The organism is Anaerotignum sp. MSJ-24, from assembly GCF_018918145.1.
GTDB lineage: Bacteria > Bacillota > Clostridia > Lachnospirales > Anaerotignaceae > Metalachnospira.
Genome location: NZ_JAHLPX010000004.1, coordinates 193230 through 211280, shown reverse-complemented (window position 1 = coordinate 211280; position 18051 = coordinate 193230). Strand labels below are relative to the sequence as shown.

General features: G+C 39.2%; 20 protein-coding genes. 7 read left to right on the top strand and 13 right to left on the bottom strand.

Annotated features, from left to right (window positions below):
* Positions 1-11: 11 nt before the first annotated feature.
* From KQI66_RS04235 to KQI66_RS04225, 3 genes are read right to left on the bottom strand one after another with little or no spacing between them, the layout of a single operon-like run.
* The gene (locus KQI66_RS04235) at positions 12-209 is read right to left on the bottom strand and encodes a DUF951 domain-containing protein (RefSeq protein ID WP_253287661.1); all 198 of its coding nucleotides are present in this window, start codon (positions 207-209) and stop codon (positions 12-14) included.
* Between the two features lies 1 nt (position 210).
* Positions 211-1014, bottom strand: coding sequence for a mechanosensitive ion channel family protein (locus tag KQI66_RS04230; protein ID WP_216427428.1), 804 nt, complete (start codon positions 1012-1014; stop codon positions 211-213).
* A complete protein-coding gene (locus KQI66_RS04225) occupies positions 1015-1701 on the bottom strand; it encodes a gamma-glutamyl-gamma-aminobutyrate hydrolase family protein (RefSeq protein ID WP_216427427.1) in 687 nt (228 codons plus the stop codon).
* Between the two features lie 93 nt (positions 1702-1794).
* Here KQI66_RS04225 and KQI66_RS04220 point away from each other — a divergent pair, with 93 nt between their 5' ends.
* Both KQI66_RS04220 and KQI66_RS04215 read left to right on the top strand, forming a co-directional pair.
* Complete coding sequence (locus KQI66_RS04220; RefSeq protein ID WP_216427426.1) at positions 1795-2490, top strand: 5'-methylthioadenosine/adenosylhomocysteine nucleosidase; 696 nt, start codon at positions 1795-1797, stop codon at positions 2488-2490.
* Positions 2491-2533: 43 nt separating this feature from the next.
* Positions 2534-3349, top strand: a complete 816-nt coding sequence (locus KQI66_RS04215; protein ID WP_216427425.1) for a VanW family protein — start codon at positions 2534-2536, stop codon at positions 3347-3349.
* A gap of 41 nt (positions 3350-3390) precedes the next feature.
* Here the strand turns inward: KQI66_RS04215 and hisS are convergent, their stop codons facing one another.
* From hisS to KQI66_RS04195, 4 genes are all read right to left on the bottom strand, one after another.
* Positions 3391-4656, bottom strand: coding sequence for a histidine--tRNA ligase (hisS, locus tag KQI66_RS04210; protein ID WP_216427424.1), 1266 nt, complete (start codon positions 4654-4656; stop codon positions 3391-3393).
* A gap of 14 nt (positions 4657-4670) precedes the next feature.
* A complete protein-coding gene (gene hemZ / locus KQI66_RS04205) occupies positions 4671-6107 on the bottom strand; it encodes a coproporphyrinogen dehydrogenase HemZ (RefSeq protein ID WP_216427423.1) in 1437 nt (478 codons plus the stop codon).
* A gap of 309 nt (positions 6108-6416) precedes the next feature.
* A complete protein-coding gene (dtd, locus tag KQI66_RS04200; protein ID WP_216427422.1) occupies positions 6417-6866 on the bottom strand; it encodes a D-aminoacyl-tRNA deacylase in 450 nt (149 codons plus the stop codon).
* 13 nt (positions 6867-6879) lie between these two features.
* A complete protein-coding gene (locus KQI66_RS04195) occupies positions 6880-9102 on the bottom strand; it encodes a RelA/SpoT family protein (protein WP_216427421.1) in 2223 nt (740 codons plus the stop codon).
* Positions 9103-9315: 213 nt separating this feature from the next.
* Here KQI66_RS04195 and KQI66_RS04190 point away from each other — a divergent pair, with 213 nt between their 5' ends.
* The 5 genes from KQI66_RS04190 to bsh are packed head-to-tail and all read left to right on the top strand — an operon-like array spanning position 9316 to position 13243.
* Positions 9316-10056: a tRNA 2-thiocytidine biosynthesis TtcA family protein gene (locus KQI66_RS04190; protein WP_216427420.1), complete on the top strand. Its 741-nt coding sequence runs from the start codon at positions 9316-9318 to the stop codon at positions 10054-10056.
* Positions 10049-11125, top strand: coding sequence for a tyrosine-type recombinase/integrase (locus tag KQI66_RS04185; RefSeq protein WP_216427419.1), 1077 nt, complete (start codon positions 10049-10051; stop codon positions 11123-11125). Before KQI66_RS04190 ends, KQI66_RS04185 begins: the two co-directional genes overlap by 8 nt.
* A gap of 4 nt (positions 11126-11129) precedes the next feature.
* Positions 11130-11774 (top strand): NUDIX hydrolase, encoded by a 645-nt coding sequence (locus KQI66_RS04180; protein WP_216427418.1) that lies wholly within the window; start codon positions 11130-11132, stop codon positions 11772-11774.
* A 5-nt stretch (positions 11775-11779) separates the two neighbouring features.
* The gene (locus tag KQI66_RS04175) at positions 11780-12247 is read left to right on the top strand and encodes a pyridoxamine 5'-phosphate oxidase family protein (RefSeq protein ID WP_216427417.1); all 468 of its coding nucleotides are present in this window, start codon (positions 11780-11782) and stop codon (positions 12245-12247) included.
* Positions 12248-12268: 21 nt separating this feature from the next.
* Positions 12269-13243 carry a choloylglycine hydrolase gene (bsh, locus tag KQI66_RS04170; protein ID WP_216427416.1) on the top strand — a complete coding sequence of 325 codons (975 nt, stop codon included), beginning with the start codon at positions 12269-12271 and terminating at the stop codon, positions 13241-13243.
* Between the two features lie 41 nt (positions 13244-13284).
* Here bsh and KQI66_RS04165 read toward each other — a convergent pair whose 3' ends face one another.
* The 6 genes from KQI66_RS04165 to KQI66_RS04145 form a co-directional block, all read right to left on the bottom strand.
* A complete protein-coding gene (locus KQI66_RS04165; protein ID WP_216427415.1) occupies positions 13285-13605 on the bottom strand; it encodes a branched-chain amino acid transporter permease in 321 nt (106 codons plus the stop codon).
* A complete protein-coding gene (locus KQI66_RS04160) occupies positions 13602-14159 on the bottom strand; it encodes an AzlC family ABC transporter permease (protein WP_256441575.1) in 558 nt (185 codons plus the stop codon). The genes KQI66_RS04165 and KQI66_RS04160 overlap by 4 nt, the downstream gene beginning before the upstream one ends.
* Before the next feature lie 3 nt (positions 14160-14162).
* On the bottom strand, positions 14163-14288 hold the full coding sequence (locus KQI66_RS11400; RefSeq protein WP_256441573.1) for a hypothetical protein: 126 nt from the start codon (positions 14286-14288) through the stop codon (positions 14163-14165).
* 123 nt (positions 14289-14411) lie between these two features.
* Positions 14412-15695, bottom strand: a complete 1284-nt coding sequence (locus KQI66_RS04155) for an O-acetylhomoserine aminocarboxypropyltransferase/cysteine synthase family protein (protein ID WP_216427414.1) — start codon at positions 15693-15695, stop codon at positions 14412-14414.
* 388 nt (positions 15696-16083) lie between these two features.
* Entirely contained in the window at positions 16084-16848 is a 765-nt protein-coding gene (locus KQI66_RS04150; protein WP_253287659.1) for a hypothetical protein, read from the bottom strand.
* A gap of 164 nt (positions 16849-17012) precedes the next feature.
* Entirely contained in the window at positions 17013-18029 is a 1017-nt protein-coding gene (locus KQI66_RS04145; RefSeq protein ID WP_216427413.1) for an LCP family protein, read from the bottom strand.
* Between the last annotated feature and the right edge of the window lie 22 nt (positions 18030-18051).

Sequence of the window (18051 nt, the reverse complement as noted above, 5' to 3'; positions counted from 1 at the left end):
TCTTCCTCTGATTATTTTTCTGTATCTCTTACAGTCTTAACTATTTTTTTAACACTTTTTTCAAATTTTGCTCTTGGCAGCATAACCATATGTCCGCATCCGCAGCATTTCATTCTGAAATCCATTCCGACTCTTAATACTTCCCATTCATTTGAGCCGCATGGATGCGTTTTTTTCATCTGTACAATATCTCCGACGGAAAATTCCATATTATTCACCCTTTTCATTGATTATATGAAGTGTTCTCTGAGGGAACGGTATTGAAATGTTTTCTTTTGTAAATCTTCTCTTTATATGAATTCTTATTTCTCTTTCTACCGGAAAATTCTCTTTTATATCACATTTTGCAACTATTCTTATCGTAACAGCAGAATCATCGAGTCCTACTATTCCCAATACCTCCGGCACTTCCTTAAGCCCCTTTACTTCATTGAAAACTACATTCATCTCATCTTTAAGTACGTCAATAACGTGATCAATATCCTCATCATAATCCACGCCGACATCAACGCTGGCGTTCATAAACTCCTTGCACTTGTTTGTTATTGTTGTAATAGTTCCGTTAGGTACAATATAAACTGTTCCGTCCGCATTTCTTAACCTTGTGCATCTCATTGTTACACTTTCAACAGTTCCTGTACATCCCGCTATCGTAACTATGTCTCCAACCTGAAACTGTTCTTCAAGAAGTATGAATACACCGGAAATCATGTCAGAAACGAGGTTCTGTGCGCCAAGACCTATTGCCACTGCAATAGAACCTGATACAGCCGCTAATGATGTTTTTGATACCCCAAGCTCCGCCAATATTGTTAATACTGCAATAAAATATATAGCAACTTTAAGCATATTTGAAACAACAGATTTAAACGTGTTGGCTCTTCTCGGATTTTTAACTATAATACTTTTTTTCGAGAAAATCTTTTCTGTCAGCCATTTACTTATTCTTGTAGCCATATAGCATATGATCGCAACAACTATGCAGTAAATAGCCTTTTTTAAATAGATATTCATTTAATAAGCAATCCTCCTTTTTATTGCCGCAGCCTTTATAAATTCAGAAAATATTCTTTGATGCTCCCTATATTCCGTCAAAAGCTCCGGATGCCACTGAACACCCAGTATAAAGGTCTCGCCGTCCGGCTCAACTGCCTCTGCAAAGCCATCATCCGAAACTGCGGATATTGTTCCTCTAAAACCCTTTCCTACTGCCTGGTGATGATATGAATTAACCTTAAGCCTATTTTCTCCTATAATTTTATGCAAAACAGTTCCATCCTTTATATTCACAAAATGTGAAGGCACATTTTTTTCTTCTTTCTGCTTGTGTCCTTCCATATGCTGAATAATATGTGCTCCGAAATACGCTCCTATCACCTGCATACCTCGGCATATTCCCAAAACAGGAATATTGTTTTTCACTGCATATTTCATAAGCTCAAATTCATATTCATCTCTTAATCGTGATACCTGTCCCTGCGTAGCCTTGTCGGCAACATCGCCTGTCAGCTCTGCATCAATATCGCCTCCACCAGATAATATTATTCCGTCGGCATTTTTTATTATTTCATTTGCACCGCTCAAATCAGTAGCCATCGGTATTCCTCCGGCATTGAAAACTGCTGAAAAATAAGCCCTTTTCAGCATTATTTCATCTTCATTCATGTTGACGGACGGTGAAACAGCAACTAATGGCTTCATATTACAAAAACTCCTTATTATTTATTCTTTATTTTAGCATAAAAATATGGTAAAATACATATTAATTTAATTTATTTTTGGAGTTGAGATATTATGAAAAAAATAGGTATCATCGGTGCAATGGACGAAGAGGTTGAGCTCATAAAAAGCACAATGAGTGTAGAAAACACAGTCGAAAAAGCTGGCTGTACTTTTCTTGTAGGAAAGATAGAAGGAAAAGACACAGTTGTTGTACGTTGTGGAATAGGCAAAGTAAATGCCGCAATGTGTACGCAGATTTTAATTGATTTATTCAATGTTGATGCAGTAATCAACACAGGCGTTGCCGGTGCGGTTGCCGAAGGAATCACCGTAGGCGATGTTGTTATTTCATCGGATGCACTTCAGCACGATATGGACTGCTCACCATTAGGCGATCCGATTGGCGTTATTCCGAGAATGCCGGAAAGCATTTTCAAGGCTGATGAAAGACTTGTTAAGCTTGCTTTTGACGCTTCATCAAAGGTTATCAGTGGCAAAACCTTAACAGGACGAGTTGTAAGCGGAGATCAGTTTATTGCCAGCAAAGAAGTTAAGGACAAGCTTGTTAAAAACTTTAACGGAAGCTGTGCTGAAATGGAAGGTGCCGCAATAGCACATATATGCTATATGAACAGCGTTCCTTATGTTATAATCAGAAACATTTCCGATTCTGCCGATGGCAGTGCGGACGTATCATTTGTTGAATTCTGCAAAGAGGCTGTTATTCATTCAGGAAAAATAGTTCTTGAAATGATGAAAAATATCTAAACCTATACTATTACAAATACAGTATTACAGGGGGAATATTATTATGAACGGATTAATTGGGGCTCTTATCATTACAACCGCACTCAGCGGTGCAACACCTGCAGCACTTCCGGAGGATACTTCGAATTACATACCGCATATTGAATCCAACGGAACACTCGCCTTTGGTCCGACAGAAGAAGAACGTCTTGCCGAACAGAAGCGCCTTGAAGAAGAGGCTGCCGCCGCAGAGGCAGAAAGACAGCGTCTTGAAGAAGAGGCAAAGAAAAACCCTGAAAATCTCGACTATAAATATACCATTTCCACATATTCGACCAAATATAGCCAGAATGCCGGAAATGCCAACAGAAACTTCAATATGGAGCTTGCCTGCAAGGCAATCGATGGAACGATACTCGCTCCCGGTCAGGAATTTTCATACAACGACACACTACTCAGCAAGCGTAATCCCAAAAACGATTATAAACCTGCCGGAGTATTCAGTGGCGGTCGTGTAACAACAGGTATCGGCGGCGGTATATGTCAGGTATCAACAACACTTTTTGATGCGGCTCTGTATTCAAAAATGACAATAACACAGAGAAGATGCCATTCAATGCGTGTCGGCTATGTTCCTGCCGGAATGGACGCCACAGTTTCATGGGGCTCGGTTGACTTCCGATTCAGAAACGACCTTACTCAGCCGGTAAAAATACAGGCATCGGCCTCTAACGGCGTTATAACCGTAAGCTTCCTTTCTCCCGAAAATCCGTATATTGGAAATATCGATGTAAAGGTATTCAATGACCACGGAGTATATACTCTTTATCGCTATGTAAACGGCGTTGCGGAGTATTCAACAAAAAGCTCATATAAATAAAACAAACAGGGTGTGTTCAATCCGAACACACCCATTTATTTTTATCCGTTTATTTTCTTTTTCATTATTTCAACAAGCTCGGAAACCTTTATCTGTTCCTGTTCACCTGTTTCCATATTTTTAAGATTAGCCGTATCCTCTGCGATTTCGTTATCGCCTAAAATAACAGAATACTTAGCACCAATCTTGTTTGCATATTTCATCTGTGCTTTAACGCTTCTGCCAACGCTGTCACCTTCTGCTCTTATGCCTTCCGAACGCATACGGTATGCAATTCCCTGTGATTTAACAAGGCCTTCCTTACCGATTGAACCGATATATATATCCATTTCGTTTGTTTCCTTAAATTCTCCGTTCTGTGCCTCAAGCATAAGAAGAAGTCTTTCAATGCCGACCGCAAATCCGGCACAGCCCATCGGCTGTCCTCCGCATTCCGCAATAAGGTTGTCGTAACGGCCGCCGCCACATACAGTTCCCTGTGCTCCTATGCCGTTTGCAACAAATTCAAATACAGTTCTTGTGTAGTAATCAAGACCTCTTACAATCTTTTCATCAACAGTGTATTTAATTCCCATATCATCAAGAATTGCCTTAACTGTCTCAAAATGTTCTTTGCATTCATCATCAAGATAATCAAGAACAACCGGTGCTTCCGCAATGATTCTCTGGCAACTTTCCTCCTTGCAGTCAAGCACACGAAGAGGATTTTTGTCGAATCTCGATTTGCAGTCATCGCAAAGCTTATCAATGTTGCTGCCAATGTATTCCTTAAGAGCTGTGTTATATCTCTGTCTGCATTCGTTGCAGCCAAGACTGTTTATTCTAAGCTCAACATCTTTTATTCCGAGTCTTTTAAGCAGCTCTGCCACAACCGAAATAGCCTCCGCATCAAGTGCCGGTGAATATGAGCCGAGCATTTCAACACCAAACTGGTGGAACTGTCTTTGTCTGCCCTTCTGTGTATTTTCATATCTGAACATAGGTCCGATATAAAAACGTCTTGTAGGCTGAGGATTGTTGTACATACCATGCTCGATAAAGCTTCTTGCAACTCCGGCAGTACCTTCGGGACGAAGTGTAATGCTTCTGTCTGCCTTATCCTTGAATGTATACATTTCCTTCTGAACAATATCGGTTGTTTCTCCTACACCTCTTAAATAAAGCTCTGTATGCTCAAAAATAGGAATTCTTATTTCTTTAATTCCGAAATCACTGCAAAGCTCTCTCATAACCTGTTCAACTCTCTGCCATTCTTCCATGTATGAGCCGTAAATGTCTTTTGTTCCCTTAGGTGCTTCAGTAAGCATTTTTCTTCCTCCTGTCAGATATTCATATTTCTTTTTCTTTCTATCATTTCATCAATACGGGCAATGTACTCATCAACATTTTTAACATTGAATACCCGTTCAATTCTTCCTGTTTCCTTGTCATATAGCTTTGTGGAGGCTCCTGCTCCTGCCGCATAGATACTCTGCGTTTCCTCCATTATAACTATATTGTAAACGCTTTCACAGCCTTTTTTTGCATAACCGACATTTTCAAAGCTGCCAAGCATATTTTTCTGTCTGTACATATAGTACGGAGATAAGTTCATTCTTTCAGCTGTTGATGCCGAAATATCGAGCAGCTTTTCCATAAGCACAGCCTTTGCCAGATCATAATCCTCAAGCTGTTCTCTCAGCCTTGACGCTCTCTTTATTGCAAGCGTATGGACTGTCATGTTTTCCGGTGCAAGTTTTTCTATTTCAGCCATGGTGTTTTCAACCTCTGCTGTGCCTTCTCCCGGAAGACCGAGTATAAGATCCATATTTATATTTTTATGTCCGGCCTCTCTTGCCTCGGCATATACACGCTTTATATCATCAACGGTATGCTCTCTGCCTATGAGCTTAAGCGTTTTGTCGTTCATAGTCTGCGGATTGATGGAAATTCTTCCTGCACCGTTGTTTTTTATGACCTTAAGCTTATCTGCTGTTATAGTGTCAGGTCTTCCTGCTTCAACAGTATATTCCATAAGAGCCGACAGGTCAAATATTTCTCCGACATTTGTCATAAGCCTGTCAAGCTGTTCTGCCGTAAGCGATGTAGGTGTGCCGCCGCCGATATATATTGAATCCAGTCTTTTACCTTTAATGCTCTCGCCTATATACGAAAGCTCCTTTATCAATGCGTCAATATATCCGTCAACCTTATTTTTATATACTCCAAGCGGATATGACGTAAATGAGCAGTACAAACATCTCGTCGGACAGAAAGGAATACCTATATATAAGCTTACTCCGTCGCTGTCTGCTTTGGAAAGTATTTCTCTTTCGGCAAGTGCAACTCTTTTCGCAAGCTCTGCCTTTTCCGGCTTCATTTCATAAAGCTCGATAAGCTTTTTTGCTCCTTCGTCCGCAGTCATGCCTTCGTCAATATATGTGTTTATTCTTTTTGCCGGACGTATGCCTGTCATCATTCCCCATGGAACTGTAATACCTGTCTTTTTTTTCAGCATATAGTATACAGCCGCTTTGATTGCATATCTCGCAGACTTTCCGCTTTCGTCCGCAGTATAAGGATAGCTTTCGGAGCATATCTCTTTTCCGTTTTCATATATATATGCAACGGCACAATCGTCCTTAAGCTTACTTCTTACGGTTATGCTTTCGTCCGTAATACCTTCTGCCGGCTTATATTTTTCATTAGGCATAAAAATCTGAACTGCCGTCTGAACATCGTTCATTTTTGTATGCCCGTCCAAATAAATATAAATCATAAAATTACCTCAAAAAAGGGTGTATCACACCCTTCCAGACTGTCAATAAACTTAAATTAATAAGCGGAAAGGTTCGGAAAGCTGCAAGCGTTCCGAATGGAATCCATACTGTCATGACTTTTGCTTTGTAAAAGCAAAAGCGGCTTTGCCGCCGCACTGTCTTGTGCGGTCAATAGACGGAATTCACTTCCGTCGAGGAGAATTAAAAATTTTAAAAATTTAGTCATTAGAATTTATTAAAATTTTTAATTCATACCTTAATTTAAACAAGTCGAAAACCTGTTTTCGACTTAAGGTGTATAACACCCTTTAGAAATTCTTTTCGCTATCCAATAGTATCGTCACAGGCCCGTCATTGACAAGTTCAACCTTCATATGTGTTCGGAATATTCCTGTCTGTACGTTGAGTCCTGTTTCTTTGGCCTTTTCAACAAATCTGTCAAAAAGCTTTTCTGCCTCATCGGGAGGCGCCGCCTTTGCATAGCTCGGTCTTCTGCCTTTTCTTGCATCGCCGTAAAGAGTGAAGTTAGGAACTATAAGTATCTCTCCGCCAATATCCTTAAGCGAAAGATTAAGCTTATCGTTTTCATCTTCATATATTCTGAGATTGACAAGCTTATCAAGCATATAATCCATTACCTTGTCGTCATCGGTAGGAAGAAGTCCCACAAGCACAACATAGCCGTTGCCGATTTCTCCGGAAACCTTTCCTTCTACAGTAACCTTCGCTCTTTCTACTCTCTGTATAACAAATCTCATTATTCTTACCTCATTATGAGTTTACTCGTTCTATATCTTCAACGCCCTTTACATTCTTAAGGTGCTGGCATACCTTTTCAAGCTGATCCTTGCTTGTTATTTCAAGAACTATATTGACTATCGAAAGCATGTCCTTTGTTGATCTTGCATTGAAGGATTTAACAGGCAGATTTTCCTCAGACAGAACTCGGCTCAAATCAAGTATAATATTGTTTCTGTCTGTGCAGAGAAGTCGTATTTCTGCCTGGAATGCAAGCTTAGGACCGTTTCCGTCCTTTCTGTCAATCTCCCATTCTGCCTCAAGAAGTCTGTTTCTTTCTTCTTCCGAAAGGTTGATTATATTAACGCAGTCGGTTCTGTGTATCGAAACGCCACGGCCTCTTGTAACAAATCCGATAATCTCGTCACCGGGAACCGGATTACAGCATCTCGAAAATCTTACGCTTACATCTCCTATGCCTTTAACGATAACACCGCTGTCGCTCTTTTTTCTTTCCTTTGCGTTTGTTTTTTCCTCAAGCTTTTTGAGATAATCAACCGCTGTCTGGTTCTTTTTCTGCTCCTTGAGATATTCCTCAATAAGTCTGTTTGTGACCTGACCTTCTTTAACACCGCCATGTCCGACAGCTGCACACAAAGCGTCCCAGTCACGGAAGCCGAATTTGTTTACAACTATCTCAAGCCATTCGGGCTTTGAAAGCTCCGAGAATGAATAATTCTTCTTTTTGCAATCAGCAATAATAAGCTCCTTGCCTTTTACAATATTCTCTTCCTTAAATTCCTTCTTGAACCACTGATTGATTTTTGTTCTTGCCGTTGAGCTTTTTACGAGCGAAAGCCAATCTCTGCTCGGGCCTCTGGAGTTCTGTGATGTTATAATCTCGACAATATCACCATTTTGTATTTTATAATCAAATGTAACTATTTTGTTGTTTACTCTTGCACCGACCATTTTGTTTCCGACTGCCGAATGAATGGAATATGCAAAGTCAATGGGCGTTGAACCATTCGGAAGTGGTATAACCTTGCCCTGAGGTGTAAACGCATAAACCGAGTCATTGAAAATATTGAGGTCGGATTTAAGTGTTGTCATAAACTCCTTGTTGTCGGAAAGATCTCTCTGCCACTCAAGAATCTGTCTTAACCATGCAAGCTTTTCCTCTTCCTTGTTCTGTGTTACCTCTCCGCCTCTGCCTTCTTTATATTTCCAATGGGCAGCAATACCGTATTCACTTGTACGGTGCATTTCCCATGTTCTTATCTGAACCTCAAAAGGCTCACCTGTAGGGCCAATAAGTGTGTTGTGGAGCGACTGATACATATTTGTTTTAGGCATCGCTATATAATCCTTAAAGCGTCCCGGCATAGGCTTATACATATCATGCACAATACCAAGAACTGCATAGCAGTCCTTTACCGTATCCACAATAATTCTAACCGCAAACAAATCGTAAATCTGGTCAAGCGTTTTGTTCTGGTTGACCATCTTTTTATATATACTGAAAAAGTGCTTACTTCTTCCGTAAACCGTTCCCTTTATGCCGGATTCCTTTACCTTAGCATCAATTTCCTTAACAATACGGTTTACATACTGCTCTCTTTCGGATTTCTTCTTTTCTATTTTACTCTTAAGGTCATAATACGCATCGGGATTAAGATATTTAAAGCACAAATCCTCCATTTCTGTGCGTATTTTTGAAATACCGAGTCTGTGAGCAAGCGGAGCATATATATCCAGTGTTTCCTGTGCCTTTTCCTGCTGCTTTGCCTCTGTCATATAGTTGAGGGTACGCATATTGTGAAGTCTGTCGGCAAGCTTGATAAGAATAACCCTTATATCCTTTGCCATGGCAAGGAACATCTTTCGATAATTTTCTGCCTGAATTTCTTCCTTTGTTGTATATGAAAGCTTACCGAGCTTTGTAACACCGTCAACAAGAACAGCAACCTCTTCGCCGAATATGTTGGAAATATCCTCATAGGTATAAGGTGTATCTTCTATTGTGTCATGTAGGAGACCTGCCTCTATCGATTCCATATCCAGCTCAAGCTCCGCAAGAATATAAGCAACCTTAAGAGGATGTATTATATAAGGCTCACCGGATTTTCTTTTCTGCTCCTTATGTGCCTCTCTTGCAACATTGTATGCCTTTTCAAGCATTTCAAAGTTATCCGTCGGATGATATTCTTTTATTTTGTCAACTAATTGTTTATATAATTCATCGGGTGTTTCCATTGCTGTCAGCTCCTTGCTCCTGTTGCAGCAATCCGTTGTGCTTCGGATTACTCAGTCTTTTCAGACACTGCTCCATATTAAAAATATAACTTCTATTATAAGTTTTTTCAAATTCATTTGCAATAGGTCATGTTCCGTTTTTGCGACTTTTCACAGTCAATATTTTGTAGTATACTAATATTTAGCGAATAAATCTTAAATCGGAGTTGTAAAATGAAAACACAAAAATTATTAAGCTATGTAAGACGAGCAGTTGATGATTACAATATGATAGAAGAAGGCGATAAAATTGCCGTAGGCGTTTCCGGCGGAAAGGACAGCATTGCGATGCTTTATGCACTTGCCGAAATGCGCCGTTTTTATCCCAAAAAATATGATATCGAGGCTATAACTGTTTCTCTCGGTCTGGGAAATCCGGATTACAGCTCAATACAAAAGCTCTGTGACGAGCTTGGTGTCCACTATACCGTTGTAGATACCCAAATCGGAGAAATAGTATTTGAAGGACGAAAAGAGGAAAATCCATGCTCATTATGTGCCAAAATGCGTAAGGGAGCTCTCAATAATGCCGCAGATGATCTCAGCTGTAATAAGGTCGCTCTCGGCCACAATAAAAATGATGTCATAGAAACATTTCTCATGTCACTTATATTTGAAGGCAGAATAAGCTGTTTTTCACCTGTCAGCTTTCTTGAACGCAAAAAGCTTTATTCAATCCGCCCTCTTATATATGTTCAGGAATATGAGGCAAAGAGCTTTGCAAACTCTCTTGATACACAGATTGTTAAAAACCCGTGTCCTGCCAGTGGAAATACAAAACGACAGGAAATAAAAGAGCTTATTCTTTCATTAAATAAAACATATCCCAATCTTTCGCAGAAAATATTCGGTGCGATAACCAGATGTCTTCCCGACTGGAATCTTAACAACGGCAGAGGTGATTTCAATGCCTAAAATGACCTATAAAGAAGAAGAAAAAATACGTGATTCCGCCCATCTAAAGGGACTTCTTGAGCAGTTGCCGCCTTTTCTTTTTATTTATTTCAGAGGTATTGCACAGACCACTTCCGTAAAAACACGTATAGGCTATGCCTATGACCTTAAGGTTTTTTTCAATTTTCTCTGTGAAAAAAACGATAACTTTATAGGTGTTGATTTCGAAAACATAGAGGTTTCCATGCTTGAAACAATTACTCCGCAGGATATAGAAGAATTTCTCGATTATGTGACAAGCTATGTTCCTTTCCGAGATACCGAAGAGGACTGCATAAACAACACAGCTCTTTTCAATGCGGAAAACGCAAAATCTCGCAAGCTTGCGGCAATCCGCTCCATGTACAAATATTTTCTGCAAAAACAGTATATAAAAATTGATCCTGCCGCACTTGTAAGCACACCGAAAATACATGAAAAATCAATAATACGTCTTGAGGCAAACGAGGTTGCCGACCTTCTTGACGAGGTAGAAAGCGGAGAAAATCTAACAGACAGACAAAAATGCTTTCACGAAAAAACTAAGCTCCGAGATCTTGCGATAATTACAACTCTTGTCGGTACAGGCATACGAGTAAGCGAATGTGTCGGGCTAAATGTGGACGATATTGATTTTGACAGCTATTGCTTTACAATAACACGAAAAGGCGGAAAACAGGCTATTTTATATTTCGGCGATGAGGTTGCCGAAGCATTGGAAAACTATATTAAATACCGTAATGAGCATCCGCCTAAGGACGAAAACGACAAAGCCTTATTTTTATCAGGTCAGGGAAAAAGAATAAATGTACGCTCAGTGCAGTTACTTGTAAAAAAATACTCCCAAGCTGTTATTAAGCTAAAAAAAATTACACCACATAAGCTTAGAAGTACATTCGGCACAAATCTATATCTTGAAACAGGAGATATTTATTTGGTTGCCGATGTTCTCGGTCATGCCGATGTAAACACAACAAGAAAACATTATGCCGCAACAGAAATTGACCTTAAGCGAAAAGCCGCAAGAAAAATACATTTGAGAAAGGATTGACAGCATGGAAAACCATATTTCTGATATAAACACAACCGAAATCAAGCATATACTTGACAGTCATACACCAAGGCCGGAAGGAAAATTCAAATACAGCTCCGTTGTCCTGCCTATATTTGTTACAGAAAGCGGGCCTGAGCTGCTTTTCAGCAAACGCTCTATGGATTTAAAAAGACAGCCCGGCGACATATGTTTTCCCGGCGGAAAACGTGAACAGCATGAAAGTGCGGTTGAAACAGCCATAAGAGAAGCACATGAAGAAATCGGCGTTGATGTTTCAAACATAAAAATTCTTGGCTGTCTTGATTATATTGTGACAGCCTACAAAGCAATAATCAGTCCGTTTGTCGCACTCATAGAAAACACAGATATATCGGAGCTTAAAATAAATTCAGATGAGGTATCAGAGGTATTTACAGTACCGTTGAAATTTTTCCTTGAAACCGAACCCGAAGTACATAATATAAACATAAAATTTGATATTCCCGATGATTTTCCCTTTGATCATATTGTCGGTGGAAGAAGTTACGGCTGGAGCCACGGAAAACAGTCCGAATTGTTTTATTTCTACAAAGACAAAGTTATTTGGGGATTAACAGCAAGAATGATAAATAATTTATGCTATTTAATAAATACTAATAAGGAGTGATACTTATGTTTCATGAAATGAGAAGAAAAGAAAGAATGCTCACCAATGAAGAGGCCGAAACAATTCTTAATAAAGCCGAATATGGAGTATTTTCTACAATCGGTGAAGACGGTTATCCTTATGGTGTTCCCGTAAACTATGTATTTTATAACGGAAATATATATTTTCACTGTGCATCAAATGTCGGACATAAGCTTGAAAATATAAAATATAATCCAAACATCAGCTTCACAGTTGTTACAGACAGCAAAATTATACCTGAAAATCTCACAACCGGATATTCAAGCGTTATTGTTTTCGGAAAAGCCTCTTTAGCGGAAGGCGAAGAAGCTAAAGCCGCTTTACTAAAGCTTGTTGAAAAGCTTGCTCCCGACTTTGTCGAAAAAGGAAAAAGCTGTATAGAAAGCGGAAAAATGCCTGCATCTGTAATAAAAATAACTCCCGAATATATTACGGGAAAAGCAAACAAATAAAAGTAAAAAGGATGAATTAATATGTGTACAGCCGCAACATACAAGACGAAAGACGGTTATTTCGGAAGAACTCTTGATTATGAATTTTCCTACGGTGATGAAATTACAATAACACCGAGAAATTATCAGTTTAATTTCAGAAATACCGAAAGCATGAATACCCATTATGCAATAATAGGAATGGCATACGTTGCAGGAAACTATCCGCTTTATTATGATGCCATAAACGAAAAAGGCCTTGGCATTGCCGGACTTAACTTTGTCGGAAATGCCGCATACAATAAGCCTGTCGAGAACAAAACCAACATTGCCCAGTTTGAGCTTATACCATGGATTTTAGGCCAATGCAGTACAGTAAAAGACGCAAAAGCATTGCTCGACAACATTAATATAATTGATACTCCATTCAACGCCGAATTGCCGCTTGCACAGCTCCATTGGATAATATCCGATAAAGACGAGGCGATTACAGTTGAATCTATGGCTGACGGACTTCATATATATGACAATCCGGTCGGAATACTTACAAATAATCCGCCGTTTAATATCCAGATGTTTTCTTTGAATAATTATATGAATTTATCGCCGAAAAATCCCGAAAATAAGTTTTCGGACAAGCTGCCGCTCCACCCTTACAGCCGTGGAATGGGTGCAATCGGTCTGCCGGGAGATTTGTCGTCCGCATCTCGTTTTGCAAAGGCCGCATTTACAAAAATGAACTCTGTTTCCGGTGATTCCGAGGAAGAAAGTGTAAGCCAGTTTTTCCATATTCTCGGCTCGGTTGACCAGCAGAGAGGCTGTTGTGAGGTACATGACGGAAAATATGAAATAACTATCTACACCTCATGCTGTAACCTTGATAAAGGCATTTATTATTACACAACCTATAACAATCATCAGATTTCGGCAGTAGATATGCACAGAGAAAACCTTGATTCGGATAAACTTGTAAGATACCCGATAATACTCAATCAAAATATAAATTTCCAGAATTAAAAACAAAAGTCGTATACTCGTTTTGAATATACGACTTATTTTTATAATAAGTATAACATAAACATATAAAATGTCGTACCAGTACCTATGCTTATGAATGTATTGTGTTTCCACTTATATGTAATCGCCACAACAATTACCGCCAGTATTTTAGATATGCCTATTCTTCCGAAATCATCTCCGACGTCCTTAAGACAATATATAATAAGCACCGCCATTATTGTGGACGGAAGTATCTGTCCCAGCTTGTCAAGCCATACAGGCATTTTCCTTTCGCCCTTAAACGCTATAAACGGAAGTGAACGCAGAAAAGCCGTGCAACAGCCGGAAACAATTATTGCCGTAATAATATATTTTGTCATTCAGTCTGCTCCTTTCTCTGCATCATAATTAATATTGCTGATGCAATAAGAAGTGCCGGAAGCATAAAGCTTCCCTGACCAAATATAACAAGACATATTATGCCGACAGCTATTCCGAGCAACGCCGGAGTGTGTCGGTCGGTCTTTTCCCATTGGTCAATAAATATGGTTACAAAAAGCGCAGTCATGCAGAAATCTATTCCTTCAAGCTCAAACGGAATAAGCTGTCCGAGAACGCCGCCAATTACCGAGCCTGCCATCCAATAAATTCTGCTGAACATTGCCACCCAGAACATTGTGTCCTTTCTTTCCTTATCATCGTCTATATCAAGAGAACAGTTTACCGCATAGGTTTCGTCAGACATAGTAAGCACCATATATGGCATTCTTTTTCCCATGCTTTTAAAGTCCTTCAAAAATGTAATGCTGTAAAATGTCTGTCTGCTGCTCATCAAAAGAGCCGTAAGCGCTATTGTTACCATTGATGCACCACTGCTCATAAGCGTTATAAGAACAAACTGAAAAGCTCCGGTGTATACACCAAAACTTGCCAGTAATTAATAATACCATGCAAATCCGGCATTCTCCATCATAATTCCGTATGCAATGCCGACAAAAATATAACTGCATAATATCGGAATGGATTTGATAAATGCAGTTTTTAAAGCTTTCTTCTGTATCATTTATTTACTCCTATATACGCCGAAATACGGAGACATAAAATATGCCTCCGTATTTCATTCATGCCTTAATTTAAGCAAATCGAAAGCTCTCATTGTTTTCGACTTAGGGCGTACACACCCTTTTTACTTTACTGCTGCAAATCCGTTCTCAAGATCCGCAATAATGTCATCAATATGCTCTGTACCTATTGAAAGACGGATTGTGTTGGGCTTGATTCCCTGGTCAAGAAGTTCTTCTTCTGTAAGCTGTGAATGAGTTGTTGTTGCCGGGTGAATAACAAGGCTCTTAACATCAGCTACATTTGCAAGAAGTGAGAATATCTTTAAGTTGTCGATAAACTTATGAGCTTCTTCCTGTCCACCTTTGATTTCAAATGTGAAAATTGAAGCGCCGCCGTTGGGGAAATATTTCTCATAAAGCTTATGGTCAGGATGATCAGGAAGTGAAGGATGATTTACGTGTTCAACCTGAGGATGCTTTGAAAGATACTCAACTACCTTCTTTGTATTTTCTGCGTGACGATCAAGTCTAAGTGAGAGAGTTTCAACGCCCTGAAGGAGAAGGAAAGCGTTGAAGGGTGAAATTGCCGCACCTGTGTCACGAAGCAATATAGCTCTTACATATGTTACGAAAGCCGCCGGGCCTGCCGCATCAACAAATGAAACACCATGATAGCTGGGGTTTGGATCTGCTATTTCGGGATATTTTCCGCTTGCTTTCCAGTCAAATTTACCGGAATCAACGATAACACCGCCTAATGATGTACCATGACCGCCAATAAACTTTGTTGCCGAATGAACAACAATATCTGCACCATGCTCGATAGGACGAATAAGATAAGGTGTTCCGAATGTATTGTCAATTACTAAAGGAAGTCCATGTTTATGAGCAATTTCAGCTATTGCATCAATATCGGGAATATCGCTGTTGGGATTTCCGAGTGTTTCAAGATAGATTGCTCTTGTATTGTCCTGAATTGCGTTTTCAACCTCTTCAAGGTTATGTGCATCTACAAAAGTTGCTGTAATTCCGTAATGAGGAAGTGTATGTTCGAGAAGATTATATGTTCCGCCATATATTGTTTTCTGTGCTACAATATGTCCTCCGTCAGGAGCAAGTGCCTGGATTGCGTATGTAATAGCTGCTGCACCTGATGCAACCGCAAGACCTGCAACACCGCCTTCAAGTGCTGCTATTCTCTTTTCAAATACGTCCTGTGTTGAGTTTGTAAGTCTGCCGTAGATATTACCTGCGTCTGTAAGGTTAAAACGTGCAGCCGCATGTGCTGAGTTTTTGAAAACATATGATGTTGTCTGGTAAATGGGTACTGCTCTTGAATCTGTTGCGGGATCCGGCTCTTCCTGTCCTACGTGTAACTGAAGTGTTTCAAATTTATATTCGCTCATTATTAATTCCTCTTTTCATATTTTTTATTATTTTGACTTGTACATGAATTTGAGTAAAAAAAATCCGGGATTGTATTTCTACTCCCGGGCAAATGGCAAATATACTCACAATGTGTTATTATTATTTAATAAACACCGCCATTATTATATGCCCGGGAGAATGACATTCGACAACCACACATGACTTCACAAAACATATTCATGTTATTATACATCATATCATTCACCCCTTTCAAAAAACATATCTCAAATTCGTTATTAGTATAATATACCTACTTACCAACCTTGTCAATAGGTTTATAGGATTTTTATTTAATTTTTTTATTTTCTTTATTATACAAAAACTCCGAGCATTTTTAAAGCCCGGAGCCGAAATATAAATTACTGATCAATTTTCCTCTGCAAGATTTTCTGTGCAGAAAAGTTCAATGCAGTTTTCAATCATAGTCTGGTCGCATTCTGTTGAAATACCGGAAGCCATCCAATATCCGTATTCGCCCGAAAAATATTCCTTAAGTGCATCTTCATCGCTTCCGTATCTGAATTCAATATGATATGTTGATGCTGATGTATCGGGTGCGATAAAGAAATATGTAAATTCTCCCGAATCTTTATCTTCGCTCTTAAATTCATACATTCCCCATGATTCCTCTAAACCTACATAATCATATTTATGTGAGAAAAGCTCATTTCCGTCTTTGTCATAGCCTTTGATTACAGAATTTTCTCCATCGAATTCAACAGTGTCCATATCATTTGTGAAAGCACAATAGAACGCAAATGACTCATTTGTATAAACTCCTTCGGCGTCCTTTCCGTAAATATCACTTGTTACAGATGAAATAAGCTGATCTGCCGCTGTCTCTGCGTTCTCTTCTCCGACTATTTTTGCACAATCGTCAAGCCAAACCTGCTTGTAATCGTCTGCAAGCAATACGGGCCATAACTGCTGATATTTTCCCGTTAAATCAATCATAAGCTGATTTGCCGCAGCCGCATCATCATTTGCTGTGTCCTCTGTCTGCTGTTCTGTTTCCTGTTGGTTTTCTTCCGCATTGCTGTCAGTTGTCTGTGAATTGCCGGCACAGCCTGCAAGCATTGAAACCGACAATGCCATTGTTAAAAACATTCCTATTAACTTGTTCTTCTCCATAAATATTATCCTCCTCAGTTAGCTTTTGCTAACATATATACTACTCATATGCAACAAATGTATCAATAACCAATCGGACATATTTTTATCGGTTTTGACAAGAAATTACTCATAAAAAATGCGGATAAGTCAAACCTATCCGCATAAAACAATTCCGTATTTTATTATTTTGTTTCTGTATAAGGCTCATAAAAAAGATCAATAACCGTTTTCATAAGCTCGTCCTCATCGGCATAAAATTCCATATATTCTTCGCCTTTAACGGCTTCGCCCGGAATTTCCACAAATCCGTTGTCCTTATCAGCCATACACGTATTGCATATGGAAGAAAGCTGGTCTGCCGTACAGTCCGATACCATATAGTCAGACAAAATTCCGATAGTATTGAGCATAAAATTATCATCGGAATTTACTTTTTCGGCAAACTTATCCTTTAATGCAAGCATATACTGACGCTGGCGTTCCATACGGTTTATATTTGTTGAATCACCTATATCCATTCTGTAACGCACATAAGCGAGAGCCTCTTCGCCGTTGAGCGTAAGCTCACTGCCTTCCGTCATTTCCGGATAATATTTTGTAAAATCATCAAGCAGTTTAACAGTGACTCCTCCGACAAGATCATTAAGTTCCGGAACAGCATCCATTGTAAGTGCAATATAATGGTCGATATTAACACCAAACAGATAGTTAGAAACTGCCTTGACGCTGTTTCGGCAGCTATCATTTCCGCCTTTGCCGTATGTATGGGCAAGAGCAAGCTGTCCATAAACACTTCCGGAAGGATCTCCGTAAATATCTAATGTAGGAATATCCGTCATTGTATCTCGGTTTATATGAAGAACCGAATAGGAATTATTTGTTTTGTCCATGACAAGAAGCATTATAAAATCAGATTGCTGGTTATTGCTGTAACCTTCATCATTCATCTGATCTTCATATTTATCAACGCCCATTATTAATACAGACTCTAAATCCTGTCTTTGTGCATATAACTTACCATCATAATAAACAGTATCAACATCATCTGTTTGTTCAGTCTGCTCTGTATCGCCTGCACTAACTGTGCTGTTCTTATGTTCCCATACAGACATGGATTTAAACACGGCAATAATAACTATTACAATGATTATAACAGCAATTATAGCCGGAAATTTATTTTTCTTTTCTTTCATCTTCATTATCTATACATCCGCTAAGCTT

Excerpts from the sequence above, each read along its gene's own strand:
- KQI66_RS04220 (WP_216427426.1), top strand. The coding sequence starts at position 1,795 with ATGAAAAAAATAGGTATCATCGGTGCAATGGACGAAGAGGTTGAGCTC.
- KQI66_RS04165 (WP_216427415.1), bottom strand. The coding sequence starts at position 13,605 with ATGACAAAATATATTATTACGGCAATAATTGTTTCCGGCTGTTGCACG.
- KQI66_RS04195 (WP_216427421.1), bottom strand. The coding sequence starts at position 9,102 with ATGGAAACACCCGATGAATTATATAAACAATTAGTTGACAAAATAAAA.
- KQI66_RS11400 (WP_256441573.1), bottom strand. The coding sequence starts at position 14,288 with ATGATACAGAAGAAAGCTTTAAAAACTGCATTTATCAAATCCATTCCG.
- KQI66_RS04155 (WP_216427414.1), bottom strand. The coding sequence starts at position 15,695 with ATGAGCGAATATAAATTTGAAACACTTCAGTTACACGTAGGACAGGAA.
- KQI66_RS04225 (WP_216427427.1), bottom strand. The coding sequence starts at position 1,701 with ATGAAGCCATTAGTTGCTGTTTCACCGTCCGTCAACATGAATGAAGAT.
- KQI66_RS04185 (WP_216427419.1), top strand. The coding sequence starts at position 10,049 with ATGCCTAAAATGACCTATAAAGAAGAAGAAAAAATACGTGATTCCGCC.
- KQI66_RS04145 (WP_216427413.1), bottom strand. The coding sequence starts at position 18,029 with ATGAAGATGAAAGAAAAGAAAAATAAATTTCCGGCTATAATTGCTGTT.
- KQI66_RS04175 (WP_216427417.1), top strand. The coding sequence starts at position 11,780 with ATGTTTCATGAAATGAGAAGAAAAGAAAGAATGCTCACCAATGAAGAG.
- KQI66_RS04235 (WP_253287661.1), bottom strand. The coding sequence starts at position 209 with ATGGAATTTTCCGTCGGAGATATTGTACAGATGAAAAAAACGCATCCA.
- bsh (WP_216427416.1), top strand. The coding sequence starts at position 12,269 with ATGTGTACAGCCGCAACATACAAGACGAAAGACGGTTATTTCGGAAGA.
- dtd (WP_216427422.1), bottom strand. The coding sequence starts at position 6,866 with ATGAGATTTGTTATACAGAGAGTAGAAAGAGCGAAGGTTACTGTAGAA.
- KQI66_RS04215 (WP_216427425.1), top strand. The coding sequence starts at position 2,534 with ATGAACGGATTAATTGGGGCTCTTATCATTACAACCGCACTCAGCGGT.
- hemZ (WP_216427423.1), bottom strand. The coding sequence starts at position 6,107 with ATGATTTATATTTATTTGGACGGGCATACAAAAATGAACGATGTTCAG.
- KQI66_RS04180 (WP_216427418.1), top strand. The coding sequence starts at position 11,130 with ATGGAAAACCATATTTCTGATATAAACACAACCGAAATCAAGCATATA.
- KQI66_RS04150 (WP_253287659.1), bottom strand. The coding sequence starts at position 16,848 with ATGGAGAAGAACAAGTTAATAGGAATGTTTTTAACAATGGCATTGTCG.
- KQI66_RS04230 (WP_216427428.1), bottom strand. The coding sequence starts at position 1,014 with ATGAATATCTATTTAAAAAAGGCTATTTACTGCATAGTTGTTGCGATC.
- hisS (WP_216427424.1), bottom strand. The coding sequence starts at position 4,656 with ATGCTTACTGAAGCACCTAAGGGAACAAAAGACATTTACGGCTCATAC.
- KQI66_RS04190 (WP_216427420.1), top strand. The coding sequence starts at position 9,316 with ATGAAAACACAAAAATTATTAAGCTATGTAAGACGAGCAGTTGATGAT.